Source organism: Mesorhizobium sp. M1142 (genome assembly GCF_040318565.1).
Taxonomy (GTDB): domain Bacteria; phylum Pseudomonadota; class Alphaproteobacteria; order Rhizobiales; family Rhizobiaceae; genus Mesorhizobium.
Window position 1 is genome coordinate 1 of record NZ_JAMYMK010000038.1, and the last position, 21682, is coordinate 21682.

At 58.0% G+C, this 21682-nt stretch carries 11 protein-coding genes and 7 pseudogenes; 14 read left to right on the plus strand and 4 right to left on the minus strand.

The window, feature by feature from the left end; all coding sequences use genetic code 11:
* The 3 genes and pseudogenes from NKH42_RS29835 to NKH42_RS31345 all read left to right on the plus strand — a co-directional run.
* Window positions 1–134: pseudogene (locus NKH42_RS29835) on the plus strand (AAA family ATPase); the annotation flags it as partial.
* 126 nt (window positions 135–260) lie between these two features.
* Window positions 261–443, plus strand: coding sequence for a hypothetical protein (locus NKH42_RS29840; RefSeq protein ID WP_352974733.1), 183 nt, complete (start codon window positions 261–263; stop codon window positions 441–443).
* Window positions 433–1902, plus strand: a pseudogene (locus NKH42_RS31345) (recombinase family protein); the annotation flags it as partial. The gene NKH42_RS29840 and the pseudogene NKH42_RS31345, both read left to right, overlap by 11 nt.
* An 809-nt stretch (window positions 1903–2711) precedes the next feature.
* On the opposite strand, the pseudogene NKH42_RS29855 reads toward NKH42_RS31345, so the two are convergent.
* A pseudogene (locus NKH42_RS29855) lies at window positions 2712–4000 on the minus strand (ATP-grasp domain-containing protein).
* A gap of 354 nt (window positions 4001–4354) precedes the next feature.
* On the opposite strand from NKH42_RS29855, the pseudogene NKH42_RS29860 reads away from it, so the two are divergent.
* Both NKH42_RS29860 and NKH42_RS29865 read left to right on the plus strand, forming a co-directional pair.
* Window positions 4355–5295 (plus strand): annotated as a pseudogene (locus NKH42_RS29860) (IS110 family RNA-guided transposase); the annotation flags it as partial.
* Window positions 5296–5369: 74 nt separating this feature from the next.
* Window positions 5370–6584, plus strand: a pseudogene (locus tag NKH42_RS29865) (ISNCY family transposase).
* A gap of 887 nt (window positions 6585–7471) precedes the next feature.
* On the opposite strand, the pseudogene NKH42_RS29870 reads toward NKH42_RS29865, so the two are convergent.
* Window positions 7472–7593: pseudogene (locus NKH42_RS29870) on the minus strand (transposase); the annotation flags it as partial.
* 256 nt (window positions 7594–7849) lie between these two features.
* On the opposite strand from NKH42_RS29870, the gene NKH42_RS29875 reads away from it, so the two are divergent.
* Together NKH42_RS29875 and NKH42_RS29880 are read left to right on the plus strand one after the other, a co-directional pair.
* Window positions 7850–9535: a GMC family oxidoreductase gene (locus NKH42_RS29875; protein ID WP_352974737.1), complete on the plus strand. Its 1686-nt coding sequence runs from the start codon at window positions 7850–7852 to the stop codon at window positions 9533–9535.
* Window positions 9536–9896: 361 nt separating this feature from the next.
* Window positions 9897–11060 carry a M20 aminoacylase family protein gene (locus NKH42_RS29880; RefSeq protein ID WP_352706894.1) on the plus strand — a complete coding sequence of 388 codons (1164 nt, stop codon included), beginning with the start codon at window positions 9897–9899 and terminating at the stop codon, window positions 11058–11060.
* A 760-nt stretch (window positions 11061–11820) separates the two neighbouring features.
* Here NKH42_RS29880 and NKH42_RS29885 read toward each other — a convergent pair.
* Window positions 11821–14316 (minus strand): GcvT family protein, encoded by a 2496-nt coding sequence (locus NKH42_RS29885; RefSeq protein ID WP_352706892.1) that lies wholly within the window; start codon window positions 14314–14316, stop codon window positions 11821–11823.
* Window positions 14317–14619: 303 nt separating this feature from the next.
* On the opposite strand from NKH42_RS29885, the gene NKH42_RS29890 reads away from it, so the two are divergent.
* Window positions 14620–14754 carry a hypothetical protein gene (locus NKH42_RS29890; protein ID WP_352974739.1) on the plus strand — a complete coding sequence of 45 codons (135 nt, stop codon included), beginning with the start codon at window positions 14620–14622 and terminating at the stop codon, window positions 14752–14754.
* 116 nt (window positions 14755–14870) lie between these two features.
* Here the strand turns inward: NKH42_RS29890 and NKH42_RS29895 are convergent, their stop codons facing one another.
* Window positions 14871–15020 carry a hypothetical protein gene (locus NKH42_RS29895; protein WP_352974740.1) on the minus strand — a complete coding sequence of 50 codons (150 nt, stop codon included), beginning with the start codon at window positions 15018–15020 and terminating at the stop codon, window positions 14871–14873.
* A 393-nt stretch (window positions 15021–15413) separates the two neighbouring features.
* On the opposite strand from NKH42_RS29895, the gene NKH42_RS29900 reads away from it, so the two are divergent.
* The 6 genes and pseudogenes from NKH42_RS29900 to NKH42_RS29925 form a co-directional block, all read left to right on the plus strand.
* Complete coding sequence (locus NKH42_RS29900) at window positions 15414–16592, plus strand: M24 family metallopeptidase (protein WP_352706888.1); 1179 nt, start codon at window positions 15414–15416, stop codon at window positions 16590–16592.
* A gap of 187 nt (window positions 16593–16779) precedes the next feature.
* Window positions 16780–17625, plus strand: coding sequence for an ectoine/hydroxyectoine ABC transporter substrate-binding protein EhuB (ehuB, locus tag NKH42_RS29905; RefSeq protein WP_352706885.1), 846 nt, complete (start codon window positions 16780–16782; stop codon window positions 17623–17625).
* 324 nt (window positions 17626–17949) lie between these two features.
* Window positions 17950–18129, plus strand: a pseudogene (locus NKH42_RS29910) (ABC transporter permease subunit); the annotation flags it as partial.
* A 580-nt stretch (window positions 18130–18709) separates the two neighbouring features.
* Window positions 18710–19549 carry a transporter substrate-binding domain-containing protein gene (locus NKH42_RS29915; protein ID WP_352974744.1) on the plus strand — a complete coding sequence of 280 codons (840 nt, stop codon included), beginning with the start codon at window positions 18710–18712 and terminating at the stop codon, window positions 19547–19549.
* Between the two features lie 163 nt (window positions 19550–19712).
* Window positions 19713–20477: a maleate cis-trans isomerase family protein gene (locus NKH42_RS29920; RefSeq protein WP_352974746.1), complete on the plus strand. Its 765-nt coding sequence runs from the start codon at window positions 19713–19715 to the stop codon at window positions 20475–20477.
* 783 nt (window positions 20478–21260) lie between these two features.
* Window positions 21261–21682 (plus strand): aldehyde dehydrogenase family protein (locus NKH42_RS29925; RefSeq protein WP_352974748.1); only part of this gene is annotated, 422 nt, incomplete at its 3' end.

A 21682-nucleotide genomic window follows, 5' to 3' on the forward strand; every position in this document is an offset into this window, starting at 1 on the left:
GGCTCCGCCAGCACGCCGAGCTCATGCCCGAACACTTGCGATCAAAAGCCTCCATCACGCCGCCGACATTAAATCCACCATCGCGACCGCGCGGCCGGCCACCGAAAAATGGACACCCCTCCGCGACAGTCTGAGCGGCGAAACTGGGGAATTTTACTTCGGCACTTCTGGGGAAAATTCGAGCGGCATTGACACCCCATCGCAATTGGAGGATTCGGGCGCAGCATCGGGTCCTCACGACGCGAATCGGGGAGAGGTCCATGCCGCGCCAGCCCACGACATATCAGTTCCCGCACGAGACGGAGACCGCGCAGATGCCACCATGGCAGGCGCTGCCGGAAGAGACGCGCCTGACGCTGACAAAGCTGATGGTGCGCCTGATCCTCGATCACGTCGACGGCGCGCGCGCCGTTCAACGGGAGGAAGCGCGCCATGATGCATGAGAAGATCGGGCCCCACCATCTGGAGCGCAAGGCGATCCTGTATGTGCGGCAGTCCTCGGCCCATCAGGTTCTGCACAATCGTGAGAGCAGCGCCCTGCAGTATGCGATGCGCGATGGCCTGGTGGCGCTCGGCTGGTCTTGCATCGAGACCGTCGATGACGATCTCGGCCGCTCTGCTGCTGGCGGTGTCGCGCGAGCGGGCTTCGATCGGATGGTCGCCGCAGTCTGTCTCGGCAAGGTTGGGGCGGTTGCGGCGCGGGAGGTATCGCGCTTTGCCCGCAACAGCCGCGACTGGCAGCAGCTCATCGAGATGTGCCGCGTCGTCGATACCGTGCTGATCGACCAGGAGACGGTCTACGCACCGCGCCAGGGCAATGACCGGCTGCTGCTGGGATTGAAGGGCAGTCTCAACGAGTTTGCTCGATCTTCTGCGTCAGCGCTCCCTGTCGGCCCGCTATGAGAAGGCCCGGCGCGGTGAACTCGTCGTCGCTGCCCCGGTCGGCTTCGTGAAGGTCGGCGACCGGCTCGAGAAGGATCCCGATCGTCGCATGCAGGAGGCCATCACCCTTGTGTTTGACAAGGTGGCGGAACTCGGCAGTGCCCGCCAGGCCCTGCTCTGGTTCCTCGAACATGGGCTGGATTTGCCTGCCGAGCGCAACAATGGCGATGTGGTTTGGCGCAGGCCAAGCTATGCGACCATCCACAGAATGATCGAGAACCCGATCTACGGCGGCGCCTACGCCTATGGTAAGACTCGTGCTGCGTCGGGATATAATGCAACAGCCATTCGCTCGCGCAGCCGCCGTAAGGCGCGTGATGAATGGCTGGCGCTGATCCCGGGTGCACACGAAGGCTACTTCAGTTGGGAAAGGGCGGAAGCGATCCGTAAGATGGTCAGCGACAACGTGCCCACGGGCCGGCATCACGGGGCGTCCAAGCATGGCGACGCTCTGCTCGCCGGCCTTGTCCGCTGCCGGCGCTGCGGCCGCAAGCTGACGGTCCGCTACACGGGAACCAAGCACAACATTCCGCGCTATTCCTGCTGGCGTGGTCTGCTTGACAATGGCGAGCCGCATTGCATCGCCTTCGGTGGGCTACGCGTCGACGACGCCATCGAGGAAGCTCTTCTGCGGGTTGTCGAGCCGGGAGCGATAGCCGCGGCCGTCGAGGCCGAAGCGCAAGCGGCCAGTCGCCGCGATCAGGTCCGCGATGCTCTGATGCGCGATCTCGAGGCGGCACGCTACAGCGCCGATCGGGCGTTCCGGCAATACGACGCCATCGATCCGCGGAACCGGCTGGTCGCGGCGGAACTGGAGTTGCGATGGAACCGGGCGCTTACGCGTGTCGGAATCTCAAGGCAGTGTGGGCGGCGCCGACGACGGATGCAAGGCTCAAGAAGCGCATCGTTCGCACCGTCATCCGGGAGGTGGTCGCCGATATCGATGACGAAGCGTCAGAGACCACGAGCTTACAGACGAGCCCGCACCGTTAAGGGGCTGGTGGACAAACCAGTACACCGCCGGGTACGGATCGCAATGCAGCAACAGCTATTTCCATGCTATTTCCATGACATATTCAATGGTCGGACGACTGAGCTCGTGCCTTGAAATACCCGCCATGTTCGTGCGCGGCGGTTGGTGCAACGGTCTCCGGCGCTGCAGAGGCCGGGCAGCAGTTTCCGAAGGAACGTGTTTCGCGCGCTCATATCGATGTTCTATAAGAGATACGGTATTTGTCCCAAGCTTCTGACTTGTTTCGGACAGGTTTTCATCGTCCGGCGAAACACCCCTGGCATGCATCTGGAGTCGAGACAGCGAGGCCCCCTGCCAGTTGATTTGTCTCCGCGGAGTGCCCCGAAGTGGAGTAGAGTAGAGCTTCTCGCCTCGGTCAGGGTCGGAGATTCCAGCGATGACAAATGCGCGCAAGAAGACCGCCCGCTATCCCGGGGCGTCGCCTCCCGGAAAGCCTGGCGACAAGCTCGCATGTGCTGGAGCGCAGGAAATCTAAGATCACAAAAATGACACCGAAAACCACAGCCCCGGCCGCAAGACCGCGAAACAATGCGGCATCGCCGAATCGGCCGACCACGGCTGCGTCGGCCAAGCCGACTAGCAGCCTCGTGAGGGATGAGAGCGTCATGGGAATAGCGATCGCCAGGGCCTCCAATTGGTGACCGGAATTGTCTGTAGTCGAGGATCGGTGCTTTCTGTTCCACGTCGGCTCCGCGCAAGTTCAGCCCGTTACACAAAACCCATCTTTCTCACGCTCTTAATTGCACCAGCTTCGCGACGATCGCCTCTTACCTGGGCCCACCTGCGGTGATGCGGAGAGGTAAGAGGCCGCTGATTGTACCTGTTCGGTCGGAAATGGTGTGATCGACCAATCGATCAAGCCGACAGCATGCTGAAGTATCGCCTCGGTCTGAGTATGGCAGGGTGAACTGGCGATGACATGTCCGATCCAGTCTCGGTAATCGCCTTTCCTGACGATCGGCGTCTTGGGTTTAACATACAATTTGACCTCGGCGACGCCTGGTACGGCAGCCGCCCGACTGTCGCCATCGATCCAATCGAGGGTGCCATCGCGATCAGGAAGTAGGGCCCGCCAGGCCGCAGTATGGAAACGCCTTTCTCGCCAATGACAAGCTTGATGTGCTCGGTGATGAGATCGACACCGTAAGCCAGCTGAACGGGTTCAGGACCGCCACCAAGACGCGGATTGACTTCAATGACGACTGGACCACGCTTCCTCCACCGGAGTTCAATGCAGGCTGGCCCCCAGCCAAGGCCGAGAGCTCGCAAACAGCTCAGCGAAACACTAGCGATACGCATATGCTCGTCATCGGTCAGCAAGGCCGGAAAGATCGTCTCACGAAAGACGAAATGCGGCGGAGGACCGAAATCGGCGGCCTCAATCCCGATGACCTCATTTCCCATTATATGAGCTACATAAAGGGGCCTTGTGCGAATTCTTCGACAAGTATCCTCGGTGGGGACCGCAATATGTGCCGGCTACCCAACAGATAGGTCGTATGTTCGGCCAACTCATCGACATCGCGGCACAATCGGACACCGATGCTGCCGCTGCCTAGGGCTGGCTTAAGAATCACCGGCAGGCCGATCTCCGCAGCAGAACTTTCTACGTCTGTCGCATTCGCTGCCAAGCGATAAGCAGGAATGGAACCCCAGCCTCTGCGAGGAGCTGACGTTGAACGAATTTGTCACAACATCGTTCGATGGATACGGGGTGCGGTCCCGGTAGATTGAAATGCAAGCAGAGCTTGCCAACTGTCGCATAGACCGACTCGTCGTCGCCCGAAAAGCCGGTAATGCCAGCGATGTCATAGGTCCCTAAGCGCCGGCAACATTCGCGGATCAGCGCATCGAGATTGTCTGTATGGACATGGATTGCCTCAATTCCTTCCGCCGCAAGATAGTCGTACCGAGCTGGATCAGCTGACAGGGTAATTGGAGTGAGGCCAAGACGCTGGGCCGCTTGGACGTTCGCGGACCAATACCCCTATGGCCCTCAACCAGGATGAGCGCTCTTCTTGCCATGGTTGTAACTCCGACCTTGCGTGTTGTGCGGCGATCCGGATGTAGATGAGCATCAGCTTTTTCTGCGGCCATCTTAGACTTCCGATGAAGGTACCATTGTCGGCCTGCTGCGGCTGTGAAGTTCTGTAAAGTTATTTGCAGGATTAGTTGCAACCTTTTGGTGGGCGCTGTGACAACGGTCCGTCCCTCGATGAATTTTGGAGGGTTGCGATGTCAAGGCACGTCAGATTAAGGTAGATGGGGTATTCGGCTGCGCCCCTTCTTCAATGGTGATGCAGGAAGGTGCTGCGCTTCGAGCTGAGGATAGAACGTGGTCTGTCCAACAGCCACAAGCATCAGGAAAGGAAGCGCAGCATGAAGCACTTTATCGGTCTCGATGTCGTGTGAAAGAGACTGCCGTTTGCATTGTTGATGAATCCGGCAGGATCTGCCGTAAGGTGAAGGTGGTCAGCCATCCCGACGATCTCCTCGCCGTGCTGAAGGGTCCTGCCTTGAATACTGAACGGGTCGGTCTCGAGCGGGGCCATTGTCGCAATGGCTTTTCGAGGAGCTGGCGAGCGTCGGGTTGCCGGCTATCTGCATCGAGACGCGCCATGTGAAAGCGTTCTTGAAGGCGCAGCCGACCAAGACGGATCGCAATGATGCGCGCGGGCATCGCGCAGATGATGCGGGTCAACCTGTACCGCCCGGTGCATGTGAAAACGCTCACGAGCCAGAAGCGGCGGGCACTCCTAACAGCCCGCAAGCTACTGCAAGGGAAGGCAATCGCCATCGAGAACGACATCCGCGGCCTTCTGCGCAACTTCGGCCTCAAAGTCGGTGTTGTGGGAACGGTGAAGTTCGAGGAGCGCACTCGCGAACTCGTTGAAGGCATGCCCGATCTGGAAGAAATCATGGAACCGCTGCTGGCCGCCCAGCGGAAGCTGCGTGCCGAATTTGCGCGCCTGCACAAAAAAGTGCTCATGATCGCCAGGAACGATACGATCTGCCGGCGCTTGATGACGGTTCCCGGTGTCGGCCCCGTGGTGGCGCTCGCCTACGCCGCGACAATCGACATTCCGCAGCGGTTCAGAAACTCCAAGGCGGTAGGGCCCATCCTGGGGCTGACGCCGAAGCTCAACGAGTCCGGGGAAAGCAAGCGCATTGGATGCATATCCCTGTGCGGCAACGGCATGATGCGGACGTTGCTCTATGAGGCTGCACAAACGCTGATCACTCGCGTGACGAAATGGTCGTGGCTCAAGGCCTTGGCGATGAACGTCGCCAAGCGGCGCGGGATGCCGCATTGCCTCGTCGAAAATGTTCCTGAATGTTCAACCGTTGCCTCACATAAGTTGCTCCCTACCGAGGGGTATGAGCAGGGGCGACTATGGGACAGCTGAGCATGGCGATTAGGAAAGAACTGACTGCGGCGGTTTCGGAGCGATATCGTGCTTCGACGCGAGCGGAGAAGGCGAGAATTTTGGATGAATTCGTCGTCATCACGGGCTTTCACCGCAAGCACGCGATGCGGCTGCTGCGGCGCCATGAGAGAGCGTCTACAGGCCGGCGAGCGCGGCCGCGGATTTATGATGAAGCGGAACGCAATGTGCTCATGTTGCTGTGGGATTCGTCTGACCGGGTCTGTGGGAAGCGGCTGAAGGCGTTGCTGCCCGTCCTTCTCGAGGCGATGGAACGGCACGGTCATTATGGGACGTCCCGACGACGGCCTGCGGCGCACGCCCTGCGACGGAGCATTCCCATTAGAACGTCGGCGGATTGGGACGATCCAGCGCCAGGCTTCGGCTGGACGGAATGTGCGCCGCTACTGGCGCCGCCAACATCGTCTTCACGCGCTACCGCTCCTACCGCAAGAACGACCAGGCCTTTGTCGAGCAGAAGAATGGCGCCGTGGTGCGTAGGATGGTCGGATATCGTCGGTTCGAGGGGCTGGAGGCCGCCACGCTGCTAGCGAAGCTCTACCCGTCAGCGCGGCTGTTCGTAAACTTCTTTCAGCCATCGTTCAAGTAGATCGCGAAGCAGCGCGACGGCGCACGTGTGCGCAAGACTTATAGCCCGCCATCCACGCCGCATCAGCGTCTGGTTGCCGACGCTAGCACCAGATGCAGTCCGCTCCCGTCTGCAGGAAATCTACGCCGGGCTCGATCCTGTGGTGCTATTGCGCGATATCCGCGCCATGCAGGAGCGACTCGCTGCGCTTGCCGATACTCCGCCCGCCATGCGCTCTGACGGGGCAACTCAGCCAATCGACCTTTCCTGGCGAGTTTCCGAACTGCCTCGAAGGACGGAGCTATCCGGCCGACGGGATCGCCCGATTGTGAAAGGCAAACGAGGCCGCCGCCGTCCTGACCCTCTCGTCAAGGCGACTGCCGACTTGCGAAATTGGTTCGAAGCCGAACCATGGCGAACCGGCTGTGAACATCTGTCACGACTGCAGGCCGAGTATCCCGGCGATTACCCGGACAAACTGCTTCGAACACTTCAGCGCCGGCTGAAGGTGTGGCGCAGCGAGCAGGCAGACGCGTTGCTGTTTGACTCCCTGAACAAGGAGCCGCCGATCCAGGAGATCGCAAGGCCACACTGAGGCGCCGTGGCGCTCGCGAAGGAGGCCGGGCGCTGCGAAACCCCGGCCATCTCCGCGCCCGGCCTCCTTCGCCCAAGCCGGGAGCAAAATAGATGAGGCAACGCTCGAATCTCGGGGAGCATCGTTACGTGCGGCAATACGAGTCTCACCTTGATTGTCGCCGCGCACGCCGACCAGCTGTAATAGTCTTCCTCATGATCCTTGTGCGGCGCAACCCGCGACATCAAGACTCTTGGCACGGAACTCTGCAGGCCGGTCCCCTTCTTGCGAGCTTTCGGATGACTAGCAATCGCCACCGGCGCGACCACCCTCGAGTGCCATACCGGAACGATCGCGTACGAGAACCTGCGCCCTGCGGTGCGGCAAACTCGGGCTTGCCGCTACCTCAAAGGAGCTGAAAGCTGTCTATCCAAAACTGGCTAAAAGACGAATATCTGCAATGAAATGAGCGAACACAGTTCCCCTCTGTTGCCGTCCCATCGCCCCGACTCCGCGCTGCTCGACCAAGCACGTGTGGAGATGCAACGCGATGGAGTTCCGGGAATCGCCCGCCATTCTTGCCGATGCGGTCAAGGCATCCTGCGCGTCCGCGGTGACCGTCTCATTGCGCCGCGAAATGAAGGCAACCCAAGCCCGGGCGGTAGGCATCCGCCGGCACTTGGCTGGGGCGCTGCGTGGTTTGGCTGAGGTCCTCCTAATTGCTCGGCCCGACGAAGCCAAGGTCCCTATCGGCGCGCTGCTGCGATCGAGGCCGCATCATCCTATCTCGCCGGGCCATGTGACTTAGAAGAACATGATGCTCAAGCACGTTCTCTTTTTAATCCCATGCAGATCCTGCGGCTTTGGAAGTAGTGGGCACATTCGGCTGGGTGAAGAGTTCGACCACCGCGCCGGAGCGCGTTGAGTTTGGCCAAGGCGTTCTCAACCGGATTAAAGTGGGGACGTAGGGCGGCAGGTACAGCAGGCTCGCGCCTACGGCCTCAATCGCGTCGCGCACGCCCGCGGCCTTTGAACCGGCAGGTTGTCCAGAAGACTACGTCGCACTCCGACCAAGTCGGAACCAGCACCTGCTTGACATTGCCTATTTGGCCAAAGAAAGTTGGGACCTTTTTGCGGATGCACCGCCGCAAGAGCCCGTTGCAGGAACACAGCGCGTTTCTGCGGAAGGCTCCACAAGATTGCAGCTTTTCTGCCCATACCAAGCTCGCTTGCAGCTCTCCGCAACAAAATCGTGCTAATTTGCGGGCGCAAGATGGGAGGGATCGTTGCTTTTCGATTATATAATTATAGGTGGCGGCTCATCCGGGTGCGTCATGGCGAACCGGTTGTCGGCTAGTGGCAGTCACGTCCTGCTCATTGAAGCTGGGCCTGACTTTCCCCCCAACGAAATTCCTGATGATATTCTCGATGGGAACCCCACGCGCGCTTACTACAATCAACGATATCAGTGGCCGTCACTTACTGCAGCCGTTGTACGAAATAGCAACAGACGTGTGCACTATGAGCAAGCTCGGGTCATAGGTGGAGGCTCCAGTATCAACGCTCAAGTCGCCAATCGGGGTGCCCCCGCCGATTATGATGAGTGGGCGTCCACCGGGGCAACGGGTTGGGATTGGGAAGGCGTCCTGCCATATTTCCGCCGACTCGAATGCGATCTGGACTTTCGCGATCACTTCCACGGCAATAGCGGGCCGCTGCCGATTAGCCGTGCCGACAAAGGAGAGTGGTCAGGATTCGTGAACGCGGTGTCGACGGCTTTTGAAGATGAAAATATACCCTTCTGGCCAGACTTCAACGGTGAGTTCCGCGATGGCCACTCAGTTGTTCCACTCACAAACCTCAACCGTCGCCGCGTGTCAGCTGCGATGGCTTATTTGCCAGAGAGTGTCCGCGCTCGGCCAAATCTTACAATTTTGTCAGAGACTACGGTTGTACAACTAACTCTCTCAGGTCGCCAGATAACCGGCGTCGATACTGAGAGTAACACCGGTCGCCAATCCTATAGCGCACCAGCGGTGGTCCTGTGTGCTGGCGCTATTCATTCGCCCGCGATACTGATGCGATCCGGTATTGGCCCGGGCAAAGTCTTATCAGAGCTCGGCATTCAAGTCGTCGCCGATGTTGAAGGGGTCGGAAAAAACCTGCAGGAGCACGCCGGGGTCGCCATCTCGGCGTATTTGAAACCAGAGGATCGGATGTTGCCGACCGCGACCGGATATATCCAGATGCATGCTCGATATTCATCCGGTCACGACGGTTGCCCCCCTACCGATATGGCCATATCGGTTCTGGCGAAATCTGCCTGGCATCCCGTTGGCAAACGCTTAGGGACGCTCAATTTCTGGGTTAATCGCGTCTATTCGACAGGAACTGTTTCGCTCACAAGTTCATCGCATCTCGCTGAGCCAGAAGTGAATTTCGACATGTTGAGCGACCAACGCGATGCTGAGCGATTGAAAAACGCATTTCGATTCGTTGCAAAACTGATTAATCATAAGGCCTTGGCGAATACGGCGCTCGACCCTTTTCCTTCTACCTGGACTGGACGAGCAAAGCGAATCGGCAAGTACAACGGCTTGAACTACGGTCTAACATTTTTTCTCGCAGCTCTTATGGATAGTTCATCGTCGCTTCGTCGAAGCCTGATCAGATTCGCAATCACTGATGGTCGCAGCATCTCAGATCTTCTAAATAATGACGAGCGTCTTGACTGCTTTGTACGACAAAACGTTTTTGGGAACTTTCATCCCACTTCGACTTGCAGGATGGGATCTGCTCATGATCCGAACAGTGTGACGGATCCGACAGGCCGCGTTCATGGACTATCGGGTTTAAGAGTCGCCGATGCGTCGGTGATGCCATTCTGCCCGCGAGCAAATACGAACATCCCAACGATTATGGTTGCCGAGAAAATCTCAGACGCCATATTTCGTGAACGCGGGCAGCAATGAAGGTGGCACAAGTAATTCTGCAAGTTCATCCGGCCGCAAGGCACATCGGTCACTTCATCTCACTAGACGCTGGTCCGGAACCTTGCGGCATGCATCCAAGAACACGAGCCGACCTTCGATCATCTAGAGGTCCATCACCCATGTGAAACGCGAGGAGTTTGCCTCATCTCGAAGCGAGATGGGGTCAATACACACAATGCATTTGACTGTAGAGGTTCAACCTTGGAAGCTTTCCGGCGGTAGAACACGCGACGCGGGACCGCGCATCTAGTCTAGGATGCCCCGAGCGCGGCTGCGCAGATATGGTTCAAGCTGGCAGACCCAAGGCGCGGGTTTGCTCATTTTGGTGCAGGAGGCAAGAATGCGCAGCGTCGATGATTTCCGGTATATTCACGATGAGGCTATCGCTTGGCGCCGTCACCTCCACCAGAATCCGGAACTCGGATACAACGTGCACAACACCGCCCGCTTCGTCGCCGAAAAGCTTGCTTCCTTTGGGATTAACCATATCGAGACGGGCATAGCCGAGACTGGTGTCGTCGCGGTGATCCAAGGCGCCGGCGGGGACGGATCAACGATTGGCCTGCGCGCGGATATGGACGCCCTGCCGATCGTCGAGGCTACCGGCAAGCCCTGGACTTCCCAGATCGAAGGGAAGATGCATGCCTGTGGTCATGACGGCCACACCGCCATGCTGCTGGGTGCCGCTAAGCATCTCTCCGCCACTCGGAACTTCAAGGGTTCGGTGGCGCTCATTTTCCAGCCCGCCGAAGAAGACGGGCAGGGCGCCGGACGAATGGTGCAAGAAGGGTTGATGGACAGGTTCAATATCTCCCAAGTCTTCGGAATGCACAACATGCCAGGCATTGAGGTTGGCAAGTTCGGTATTCGTGACGGATCGATTATGGCGGCCCTCGATGAGTTTGACATCACTGTCACCGGCCGCGGCGGACACGCTGCAACGCCTCATTTTACCATAGATCCGGTGGTGGTCGGAGCACAGATCATCACGGCGCTCCAGACCTTGGTTTCACGAAACCTCGATCCGACGGAAGCGCTGGTTGTGTCAGTGCCGAAATTCACCGGAAGTGAATCCTACCACATCATACCTGACTCCGTCACGCTGGGCGGAACGGTTAGGAGCCTATCGCCAGCATTGCGCGATTTTGCGGAAAAACAAATCAAGGTCTGCGCTGAAAATATCGCGGCAGCTTTCGGGGCTAAGGTGGAATATCGGCACCGGCGTCTCGAGCCGCTGACGTTCAACCATTCAGAAGCGACCGAATTGGCCGCCGCAGCCGCGCGGGGTCTTGTCGGGCGAGAGGCAGTCAACGAACAGGTCAAGCCGGTGATGGTCTCGGAGGACTTCTCTTATATGTTGCAGGCGCGACCTGGCGCGTTCCTATTCCTTGGCAACGGACCTACCGCGGGCCTGCATAATCCGACCTACGACTTCGACGACAATGCAATCCCTTACGGGATCGGCTACTGGGTCAACTTGGTGGAAGGCGGCTTGGCCTGCTAGCGCAGGTGAGGACATGCTTTTTCTCCAGCTTGCGCACGAACCGCTCCACGCCGCCGGCGTCGCCTCGATCTCGCCGAAATAGCGGCCTCGCCATCGCGGTCGTGCTCGGCAATCGCAATCGCGTGCTTGGGCTTTCGAAACATCGACACCGACGTAAAAAACATTATCTTCTGTTTTGGCCCGTCCTTCGTTTGCCTGGGGATAGGCTCGGCACTCCCCGAGCAACGCCCGTTTACTTCTAAGCCTGCAAAGAATAGGGCGGACCGCCGCTCAGACCACGGTCATAACGTCTAGGCTGTTCCCTCCATACACGTACTTGGCCGAGCACGGCCGGCGTGCGACCCGAAACCGGATCATGGCAAGCGTACGGCGTATACTCTGGGACACCGAGCGTCGCACAAGCCTGGATGGGCTTGGCGGCCTTTACTGCGCTAAAATCCAATACGGTTGCACGAAATGCCGATGCGATTGCGAAACAAGCCCATGAGCTGCCGTTCGCCCACGTTATGCCAGCCAGAGCACAAATACCGTTGCCCTCATAGCTGAGGGCATTGACTACTTTTGGCGAGAACGTGCGCCGTGTCTATTTCGGACTGTTGGGTCCGATGCCAACGAGGCCAGCATTAAGCTGCCCTGTAGCAACAACGTCATAGCGGGGCGCGTATGTGGGCATCTTATCCCCCAATCGATCCGCGACTTGATGCAGCGCGTGCCGGAACCAGAGGCGCAGCTCGTCGTCCAAGATCGCGCAGTCTAGTTTTCAGGCCTTGAGGAGTTCTTTCGCCACCAACTCCTCCACAGCACGCCACTCGCCCTTCACGCGGCTGCGTCCGGCATCATAGAATGGCCGCAGAGAAGCTATGGCGGAATAGCGCTCCCCAGCGATCTCGATTTCAAATGACCCTCCGGACAGCCAATCAGCCGTCACCCCGGCTTCTGCCCTGAGGTATCCCATGCCGATGCCACAGCCGACAGTGTGGCCAAATCCAGCCGATCGCAGGTATCCGACAAGGCTGCCGTTACGCCAGACAGGCTCGGTCCCGAACATCAACGATTTGGCATCTGGGGCAGCGAGCTGGACCAGCCGCCGGCGCAAGGGTTTGCCGCGCTGGGCCTCGAGTGCAGCGCGTCCGATGAAATCCTCGCGCTTATCCCAGGCAACCGTGAACCCCAGTCCCGATTCCAACGGGGTGTCCTCATCACCCACATCTGCACCCCAGTCACGGTAGCCCGCTTCCAGGCGCAGCGTGTTGAGGGCGACATATCCGGCGTGGCCTAGGCCGAGATCGGCACCAGCGGCCACCAAGGCGTCGTAGACCCCTAGTGTTTGTTCGGTCGGGATGTGAAGTTCCCAGCCCAACTCGCCGACAAAGGTCATCCGGAATGCGAGCGCGAGGCTATACCCGACCTCGATTTCACGAGCCGTTGCGAAGGGAAATGCCTCGTTAGAAAAATCCGCAGGACTGACGCGCTCCAGTAACTCACGCGATCGCGGACCCATCACGGAGAGGGTCGTATATCCGGATGAAACGTCGGCAACCGAGACGTGGCCGGCTCCCTTGGCATGCAAGCGCAGCCAGGCGAGATCACGGGTGCGTTGGACGGCCGCTGTCACGACAAGAAATTCCTCGTCACTGATGCGCGCTATGGTAACGTCGGACTCCATACCGCCTCGCTCGTTCAGCCACGGCGTATAGACAACACGGCCGACCGCTACGTTCACGTCGTTCGTGGACAAGCACTGTAGCAGCGCAAGGGCATCCGAACCCTGCACCAGAAGGTGCGCGAAGGAGGTTTGGTCGAACAGAGTGACGCCGGAGCGGGTGGCCGTATGCTCCGCGCCACTTCTCTCGAACCATTCGTCCTGGCCGAACGTTGCATGGCTTTCTTTCGGCGATCCAGGCGCACCAAACCATTGAACGCGTTCCCACCCTGCGCTTTCACCGAAATTCGCGCCGACGGCGGATAGGCGGTCGTGCAGGGGGGACACGCGGACGTTGCGTGCCGTCCTCGGCGACTTATGCGGCAAATGAAGCGACCAGAGGTTGCCGACCGTCTCCACCGTGCGGTCGTACAGATACCGCCTGTTCCGCTGGAAGGGCATTGACCGCCGGACGTCCATCTCCCAGCAGTCTCCCGCTGGCAAGCCTGTCGACATCCACTCTGCCATGACCTTGCCTGCACCACCCGAGGACTCGATGCCGCAGGAATTGAATCCAGAGGCGACATACAGACCTTGAATTTCAGGTGATGGCCCGAGGTGGAACCGGTTATCAGGCGTGAAGCTCTCAGGGCCATTGAAATTCAGCTGAAGGCCGACATTTGCCAGGACAGGCATGCGCTCGATGGCCGCAGAGAGATACGGTTCGATGTGGTCGAAGTCTTCGGGCAACGAATCGAAGCTGAAATCCTGGGGGATCCCGTTCATGCCCCAAGGTTTGCCATTGGCCTCGAAGAAACCTACGAGCAATTTCCCGGCGTCTGCCTTTGCATAGACGCGCGCGTCCATATCGCGGATCGTCGGTAGGTCATGGGGTAGGTCGGGAATTGCCTCGGTGACAACATAGAAATGCTCGGCAGCCTGCAATGGCACCGACCAGTTGAGTTCAGCAGCTATATTCCGCGTCCATAGGCCGGTGCAGATGACCGCCCGTTCAGCTCGGACGGTTCCTTGACTGGTTTCCACGCCGACGAAGCGGCCCTTCTCGACGAGGATGCGTGTGACTGGGGTCCGCTCAAGGATCGTTGCTCCACCCTGGCGCGCCCCAACTGCGAAGGCACGGGCCGTATCGATAGCGTTGGTCATCCCGTCGGAAGCGATCCATGCAGCCCCAAGGACATCGCTGACATCGAGCAATGGGACGCGGCGCTGGGCTTCCGCAGCGCTTATCATCTCCACGTCCAAGCCAAACGAGCGGCCCATCGAAGACCCGCGCTTAAGCTCTTCAAGCCGGTCCTGGGTCGCGGCAACAGTGATGGAGCCGGTTTGCCGAAAACCAGTTGCCTGACCGGTCAGATTTTCGAGGTCCGTGAACAGATCCGCAGAGTATTGAGCGAGCTTGGCCATGGTTTCATTGGCGCGGAGTTGTGTCACGAGGCCTGCAGCATGCCAGGTCGTGCCACATGTCAGTTGGTCACGCTCCAGAAGCAGAACGTCGCGGTGGCCGAGACGTGTTAGGTGATAGGCTATCGAGAGGCCGATAATGCCGCCTCCGATGACAACGTATTCGACATGCGATGGTACTTTGCTGGCCATTTGAAACCTGTTGTAGCTTGGAGCGAAAGCGCCGGCTAAGGCGGGTTGGTTGTGGCCAATAAATTATTATCAGAGATGCCCTGATTTCCGCCGATCTGAATGCCAGGACAGCAGTATTTCTGCGCCATCAGGTCGCCCAATGCAGCGTTACTCCAACAGAAGGGACTACGGTGAATGTGGCGATACTGCAAAGGCCGCCGGCCGACGCAGCCAGATGATCGTAACGGTGACCCTGGAGCGGGAACGCGCCGAGATCGGCACCCGACATTGCGACCGGGTTACACAAGGGGCGAGGCGAAGGTTGTGCTCTACATCACCGGGCGCAGCCTGCAGAATCACAAACAATTCACGCGCAAGTTCTATTTAGAACGCGGAGAAAAGAGCCTGAACCCTCAAAGTGCAGCACCGGACGATACCGCTGGATTGGCTTTGAGCTGAGCCTGGAACCCTAAGTCATTGCCGATTTCGTGTGCAGCCTGGCGAATCCGTGCGCAGATTTTGTCGTGAACATTGGATCTCCGGGCGACTTCGATTTCCGACACCGAATTCTGCCTTCAGTGGATCAGGCCGTGCGAAAGGAGATCGAGAGCCTGCAGGATCATCTTGTCTGCATTGATCTCGCGCGCATTTCCGCTTTGCGCATAGATCGGGACAGCCCGCGACGGCAGGCGAGTTTGAAAAGAATAGTAGGCGACCTCGGCCATTTTCTTTCGCGCGGAATGCGCGGCGGCTGGACGCCCAAGCCCAAGACGAATTCCTATCAGCACCATCGTGATTCAGATGGGTCCAGTAGGTCAGGCGTTATCGTCCCCCTTACACCGGATCCAGCAGCATTTTTCAACGCGCAATTTCTTGATGCAGGCGCCGGCATCTCGAAGCGAGATGGTGCCGATATAAACACTGCATTTGACTGTGAATGCCTCGGGACAAATGCTCGCTGAGCTCCCGCAACACAAGCAAAACCACGGACGTGCGGATGCCATAGTGAGAATGGGCATCATTTCCGGGCGTCGGCCCACCAGCGGTTGCCCCGGGGGCTGCACGAGAATGGGCGAACTCAAGAGCGCACATGCTCAATTTCCAGAAGGATCATATGCATGAGCTACCAAAGACCTTTTCTGCGCGAGGAGTTCGACCGACGCGTCCAGGATACGAAGAAGCGGATGGAAAAGGCTGGTCTTGATCTCCTCGTCTGCCAGGATCCAGCCAATATGTACTGGCTTACCGGCTACGACAGTTGGTCCTTCTACACGCCGCAGGCAGTGCTAGTCCATGTCAACGAGGATATACCTTTCTGGTTCGGGCGCCCGATCGACGCAAAGTCAGCTACTGTTACAACAAACCTGCCGGCCGAGAACATCGTCGGATTCTCGGAGGCTTTGGTTCACCATCCGGAAAATCATCCTTTCGATGATTTGTGCGGGCTCATCAATTCCAAGGGCTGGGGTTCCGACCGCATCGGCGTCGAGCTCGACACTCACTACTACACCGCGCGGGCCCATCAGCACCTCGTTAGAGGCCTGCCCAATGCGAAGATCTCGGACAGTCGGGAGCTTGTAAACTGGGCGAGGCTCGTCAAGTCAGAAGCCGAGCTTGTCTATATGCGAGAAGCGGGCCGCATCATCAGCAGAACAATGCGGGAGGCGATTGCGAAGCTCAAGCCGGGGGTACGCGACTATGAGGTCGTAGGGGACATCTACCGCAATCAGATTTTGGGTGAGGGCAAGTTCGGCGACTACACTGGTCTGTGTCCCCTAATCCAGATTGGTGAGGGGACGAGCACTTGCCACCTCACATGGACGGGCCAGGCGATCCCCGAGTCAGCCCTAGTGGTGATGGAGCTTGGCGCGGCACGCCGCCACTACAACGCGCCGCTCACCCGCACGATTCACGTCGGGCAGCCGCCACAAGAGATTTCGCGTCTGGCATCCGTGATCGTTGAAGGCGGCGATCTCGCACTCGAAGCGGCCAAGCCGGGCGTGGCCGTCGAAGAGGTGGCCGCCGTGTTCCAACGTATACTGAAACGGAATGGCTACAGCAAAGACAGCCGCGTCGGCTACTCAATCGGTGTTGGTTACCCGCCGGACTGGGGCGAACGCACAATCAGCATCCGCGCGGGTGAAACAACGCTATTGCAGGAAGGAATGTGCTTCCACTTCCAGTCCGGAGTGTGGCTCGACGATTTCGGCGCAGCGATCTCAGAACCGTTCGTGGTCACAGCGAAAGGTGGCCAGCGCTTCTGCGATGTAGAGCGCCGCTTGGTCGTCATCGACTGATGATTTGCGCCCATCGACCTTGCGTAAAAACGCCTTGGCGGCCCAGAGCGTGCCGCAATCGCCCAACACCGGTTTGTATACTCAACCAAATAGGAGATCAGCTTCTGCAAAAAAACGCTTCTACAAAGCTGGAATGCCCATCCCGGGCGTTGCTAGATAATTCAAAGAAACAAGAAGGGAACGAAAAATGAAGATTAGACTTTTATACATTGCGGCCAGCTTGGGCCTTGCCGTCGCGGCTGCCACGGTACAGGTCAACGCAGGAGAATTGACCGACCGTATCGCCAACGGCAAGTCGATCCGCATCGGGTTCGCAAACGAAGAGCCGTTCGCCTTTCCGGACAGCAATGGTCGCCCAGTAGGATTCGTAAACGCGATTACTCTCGGCGTGCTTAAGCAGATGGGCTACGAAAATGTAGAGACCGTCGTGACAGATTGGGGCGGACTTATACCGGGACTGCAGTCTGGACGGTTTGATATGGCTACGGGGGGGCTCTACATCCTTAAATCAAGGTGCCAAAGCGTTACATTCTCCGAGCCTTTGGCGAAAGTAACGGACGCGCTTATCGTCAAAGCTGGCAATCCTAAAGGGCTGCACAATTATGGAGATATTGCGGCCAAGGGCGCGACTATGGTGACTGGCATAGGATATAGCAATATAGAGCAAGCTAAAAAGGCAGGAGTTCCGGAATCTCAGATCATGCAAGTGCCGGGACAGACAGAAATCCTTGCAGCGGTCGAGGCGGGACGAGCAGATGCCGGGGCATCAGGATACCTCTTATCTCGGTCTGTGGCTGGTAAATCGGGTGGAAAACTTGAGGTGACAGACCCGGATGCAATGCCGGAATCAACTCAAAACTGGGTGAGCATAGCCTTCCGGGAGTCGGACAAGGACTTTGTGGAGAAGTTCAACGAGGCTCAGAAAAAATACATTGGCACTCCCGAGATGATGAAGGCTGTCGAGCCTTATGGCTACGACGCAAAGCTGCTACCAAATGACAAGAGTGCGGAGTGGGTTTGCGCCAACCGCTGACCGCGCACGCATGGCCGGGAAGCTTGCCTCCCGGCCATGTCTGACGCAGGATGGCGAATGTCGATCTTCGAGTTTCTTCAAAGCTATGGCCAGGCGCTCTTACAGGGGACCTTGGTCACATGCGCGCAATTCTTGCTTGCTACGCTGGTCGCTGTAGCTGCCGCTGGGGCTGCAGGCATCGGCAAACTGTCGAGCAACTGGCTTATAAGCGTTGTTTATATAGAGACTTCCGCGGAACGTCGCTGCTGGTGCAGCTATATTGGATTTTCTTCGTGTTGCCGTTGTTTGGTATAACGCTTCCGAACTTCACCGCCGGCTACATATCCGTCGGCCTCAATATCGGGTGCCTATGGCGCCGAGATTGTGCGCGGCGCCATAGAGTCAGTTCCGCGCGGACAATGGGAAGCGGGAACCGCGCTGTCGATGCCGCAGGGCGTGAGGATGCGCAGGATCATATTGCCGCAAGCGCTGGCGATCATGCTTCGCCTTGGGGTAATCTCCTGATCGAGCTTCTCAAGGCAACCGCCCTGGCTGTCCAGGCGACAGGAATACCCCGAACTGGGGGCGTCAGCCACCTAGATTTCTCCGTGAGACACCGATGCGTCGAGCGGTGTTGACCAGTCGCTGGCACGCACCCGTCGGATGCACCGACGGCCGCAGAGGCATCCGCTGCGCCAACAGGAGGCCTACAGGGGCATTGTTCTTGCCCCTCGACGACCGCCTTCAGGATCAAGATCCAGAGATTGTTTTCCTGCCCGGCTGAAGGCATCGGAGACACCAAAATGCCGGCTGAGCTCAGATCTTCTGGCCTTGCGAAGATGCTCCCTGCGGCTTCCGCAACATTCCAGCGATCTGCTCAGCCGTATTAAGTCTTCCGTGTCGATGGTGCTCGCGCACGCAGGATCTCTGCGCTTGAGGGGAAAGTTTTGCAGCTGCAACGCCAAAGCGTGGCGTTCTTCGCCGAAAGGAGCACTCAAAATGCCCTATCATACCTGATGCAAGCGTTTCTTGCTCGAAGTGCAAGGAAGAACGCCCGTCGCCGCCGAGAGGCGCGCGCTCAACAGAAAAAGAAAAGGGAACAAAAATGAAACGTATAATCAAAGTTTTTCTGAGCATTGGGCTCGTCGTTGGTCTAACGGCGCCCGCTTACTCAGGTGAGCTTGCTGATCGCGTAGCAAGCGGCAAGACAATTCGTCTCGGCTTTGCATCTGAGCCGCCACAGGCATATCCTGGTGAGGGCAACAAGCCTCGGGGGTACGTAAACGCTATCGCCGAAGGGGTTCTTCGTTCAATGGGTTACACCAATATCGAGCCTGTGGTGACCGATTGGGGCGGGCTGATCCCGGGGCTGCAGGCCGGGCGACTGGATTTAATTACAGGTGGCATGTATATCAATAAGAAGAGATGCGATAACATAATATTCTCAGAGCCTGTTTCGAAAGAAACAGATGTTTTTATGGTGAAATCCGGAAATCCGGAACAAATCACTACTTATAAGGATTTAGTGACGAAGAGTGCGACAATGGTGACTGGGGCAGGCTACGCCGGCATCGAGATCGCTAAGAAGCTGGGCGTGCCCGCATCGCAAATTATGGAGGTTCCAGGGGGTACCGAAATTCTTGCGGCGGTTATCGCTGGTCGGGCGGCCGCTGGAGTGACGTCTTATACAGTCGTCCAGGATATCGCGAAAAAATCTGGAGGAAAGGTAGAGGCCACCGATCCCGCCTTGATGCCTGAGGAGTCGTCCGCTTGGATCGGTATTGGTTTTAGAAACTCAGATAAGGATTTCGTGGCAAAATTCAACGCCGAACTGAAACGCTATCTGGGAACGCCCGAGATGATGAAGGCCGCGGCAGAAGATGGTTACGACGAGAAGGCGTTGCCAGGCGATACAACAACAGAATGGGTCTGCGCTCATCGCTGAAAACTTGTTGCATGCTGGGGGCGGGCAACTGCCTCTAGCACAGCTGTTCAGCAGCAGCCGCTCTGCGAAAATTTTTGGTGCCGCCCTCTAAACCAGTGATGACGTATCGGAAAGTACGAGTTGGATCCGCAAACGGGTCGTACGCACGGAGAACTTTGATCAGATGCCCAGTCAGACTGCGTTCTACGCCACTCACGTGGAGCCATCATATCCTGCTGTGACGAGTGAGACCGTCATCGGATTGATAACACCGTCCAACGACATCCTCACAGAGCTTGAATTGCGCAGAATGCTGCATGATGACAGCATCAGCTTCTCGGCCGCTAGGATGAAGCATCACGAGCCCAGTACGGTCGAAAACCTCTACCGCCATGTTGATGAGATCGCTAAGGCTGGCGAGCTATTCGACCCGCCAGGCGTAGTCAAAGTATTCGCCTACGCCTGCACATCGGGATCAGCCATCATTTCGCAGAAAAAGCTGGAAGAGGAGCTACAGAGTACTCGACCCGGGGCTTCCTTAACCTCTCCGATGACAGGAGCTTTGCGCGCCTTCGACAGGCTCGGGGTGAAACGGATCGCCATGCTCACACCTTATATCGACCAGGTAGGCGCTGTTGTCACTGGGGCCCTCAGCAGGTCGGGTATTTCAGTCTGCGCGTCTGCTTCATTCCACTGCAAAAGCGATTCCGACATCGCCGGACTCTCACCGGAAAGTATCTTCGAGGCCTCTTGCTCGTTCAATTCCTCAGAGGCTGAGGCTCTTTTCATCCCGTGCACCCTCCTTCGGACTTCAAGCATAATCGATCGCCTGGAGGCGCGCCTCGGCAAGCCGGTGATAACTGCAAACCAGGCTATGCTATGGGACGCATTGAGGCTCGCGCAATATGGGAAGCCTATAGTCGGCCACGGCCAGCTTCTGATGCTGTAATCTTCACGGGTGACTACGACCTCTAATAAGTTCTCAAACCGCCAACCCGCCCTTTTGACCACCCCGTGCGATCACGACTGGCAACGCACCGCGGCCGATGTTGCCGTTCGGGGGGTCGGCTCTGGAATAGCTGAGTTCGGCTTACAAGCGGCTAATGTTACTTAGGCCCGAGCCTCCGGTCGCATGCGGCTGTGCTCGCGATCCCACAGATCGCGGCACCTCCTTTGACCAGGCCTCTCTCCGGCCATCTGAAGATCTGAAGTCTCGTCGATCATGGTACTGGTAAACAGCGCGCTTGGTGTCATCGTCGTATCGTCCAGGCCTTTCAGTCGCTGCACCTTCAGGCGCCACGTGAAGAGATGCGTAGCTCCGGACCAAATTGCTGCTATTCTCGGAAGTCTACGGCCGGGGTTGTGCTTCTTCACATGGAGACCGCCACGGCTGCCGCCGAAGTCCGGCGGGGATTCCATGTCGCCGGCGCCTGTCCCGTTTAGATCAACGGGGGCTCTGCCATCATCGTGAGTGCTTGGTGAAAAAGCGCGCATCCGTCGGAGATCGGTGATTTCGTGCGGGAGCGGTCGATTTTTGCGCCAAAACGGGCCATTGCACGGAGTATGTTCCCAAGCAACGTTGCTGGTCGTCCTTTGTCGTGCAAGCTGCCTGACGCTCTGCAGGCCCGAAATGAGCAAATTCGAAGGAGTTTCCATATGGGCTCACCAAGGGCGAAGCTCTGCGCTTTTTGACCGGCTCGGTTCGGATAACGGGTAAACTGGGGGGACTTCGATGTCTGGCACAGAAGTGATCAAGAATTTTATAGATGGGGAGTGGAGGGATTCTTCGTCAGGCGGACGGATCGAGGTCGATGACCCTTCGACCGCGAAAACGATTGCCGTCGTAGCAGAGGCAGGGCCCGAAGAAATCGAACTCGCCGTTGCTGCCGCTCACCGCGTTTTTCGCGATCGCGTTCTTATAGACATGCACCCTTACGACCGTGGGCGGATGCTATTTCGCGTGGCGGATGCGCTCGAGGCGCGCAGCGAAGAGATCGCGATCATCAACTGCATCGAGACGGGCAAGGCGTTGGACCTCGCCCATGGCGAAGTGCGGACCGCCGTCAGATACTTGCGGTACTATGGTGGCTTAGCCGACAAGCTTGAAGGTCGCTCGATCCCACGCGGGGCCAATCTGGTCGACTACACTGTCAG

Excerpts from the sequence above, each read along its gene's own strand:
- NKH42_RS29840 (WP_352974733.1), top strand. The coding sequence starts at position 261 with ATGCCGCGCCAGCCCACGACATATCAGTTCCCGCACGAGACGGAGACC.
- NKH42_RS29880 (WP_352706894.1), top strand. The coding sequence starts at position 9,897 with ATGCGCAGCGTCGATGATTTCCGGTATATTCACGATGAGGCTATCGCT.
- NKH42_RS29885 (WP_352706892.1), bottom strand. The coding sequence starts at position 14,316 with ATGGCCAGCAAAGTACCATCGCATGTCGAATACGTTGTCATCGGAGGC.
- NKH42_RS29895 (WP_352974740.1), bottom strand. The coding sequence starts at position 15,020 with ATGGCCGAGGTCGCCTACTATTCTTTTCAAACTCGCCTGCCGTCGCGG.
- NKH42_RS29900 (WP_352706888.1), top strand. The coding sequence starts at position 15,414 with ATGAGCTACCAAAGACCTTTTCTGCGCGAGGAGTTCGACCGACGCGTC.
- ehuB (WP_352706885.1), top strand. The coding sequence starts at position 16,780 with ATGAAGATTAGACTTTTATACATTGCGGCCAGCTTGGGCCTTGCCGTC.
- NKH42_RS29915 (WP_352974744.1), top strand. The coding sequence starts at position 18,710 with ATGAAACGTATAATCAAAGTTTTTCTGAGCATTGGGCTCGTCGTTGGT.
- NKH42_RS29920 (WP_352974746.1), top strand. The coding sequence starts at position 19,713 with ATGCCCAGTCAGACTGCGTTCTACGCCACTCACGTGGAGCCATCATAT.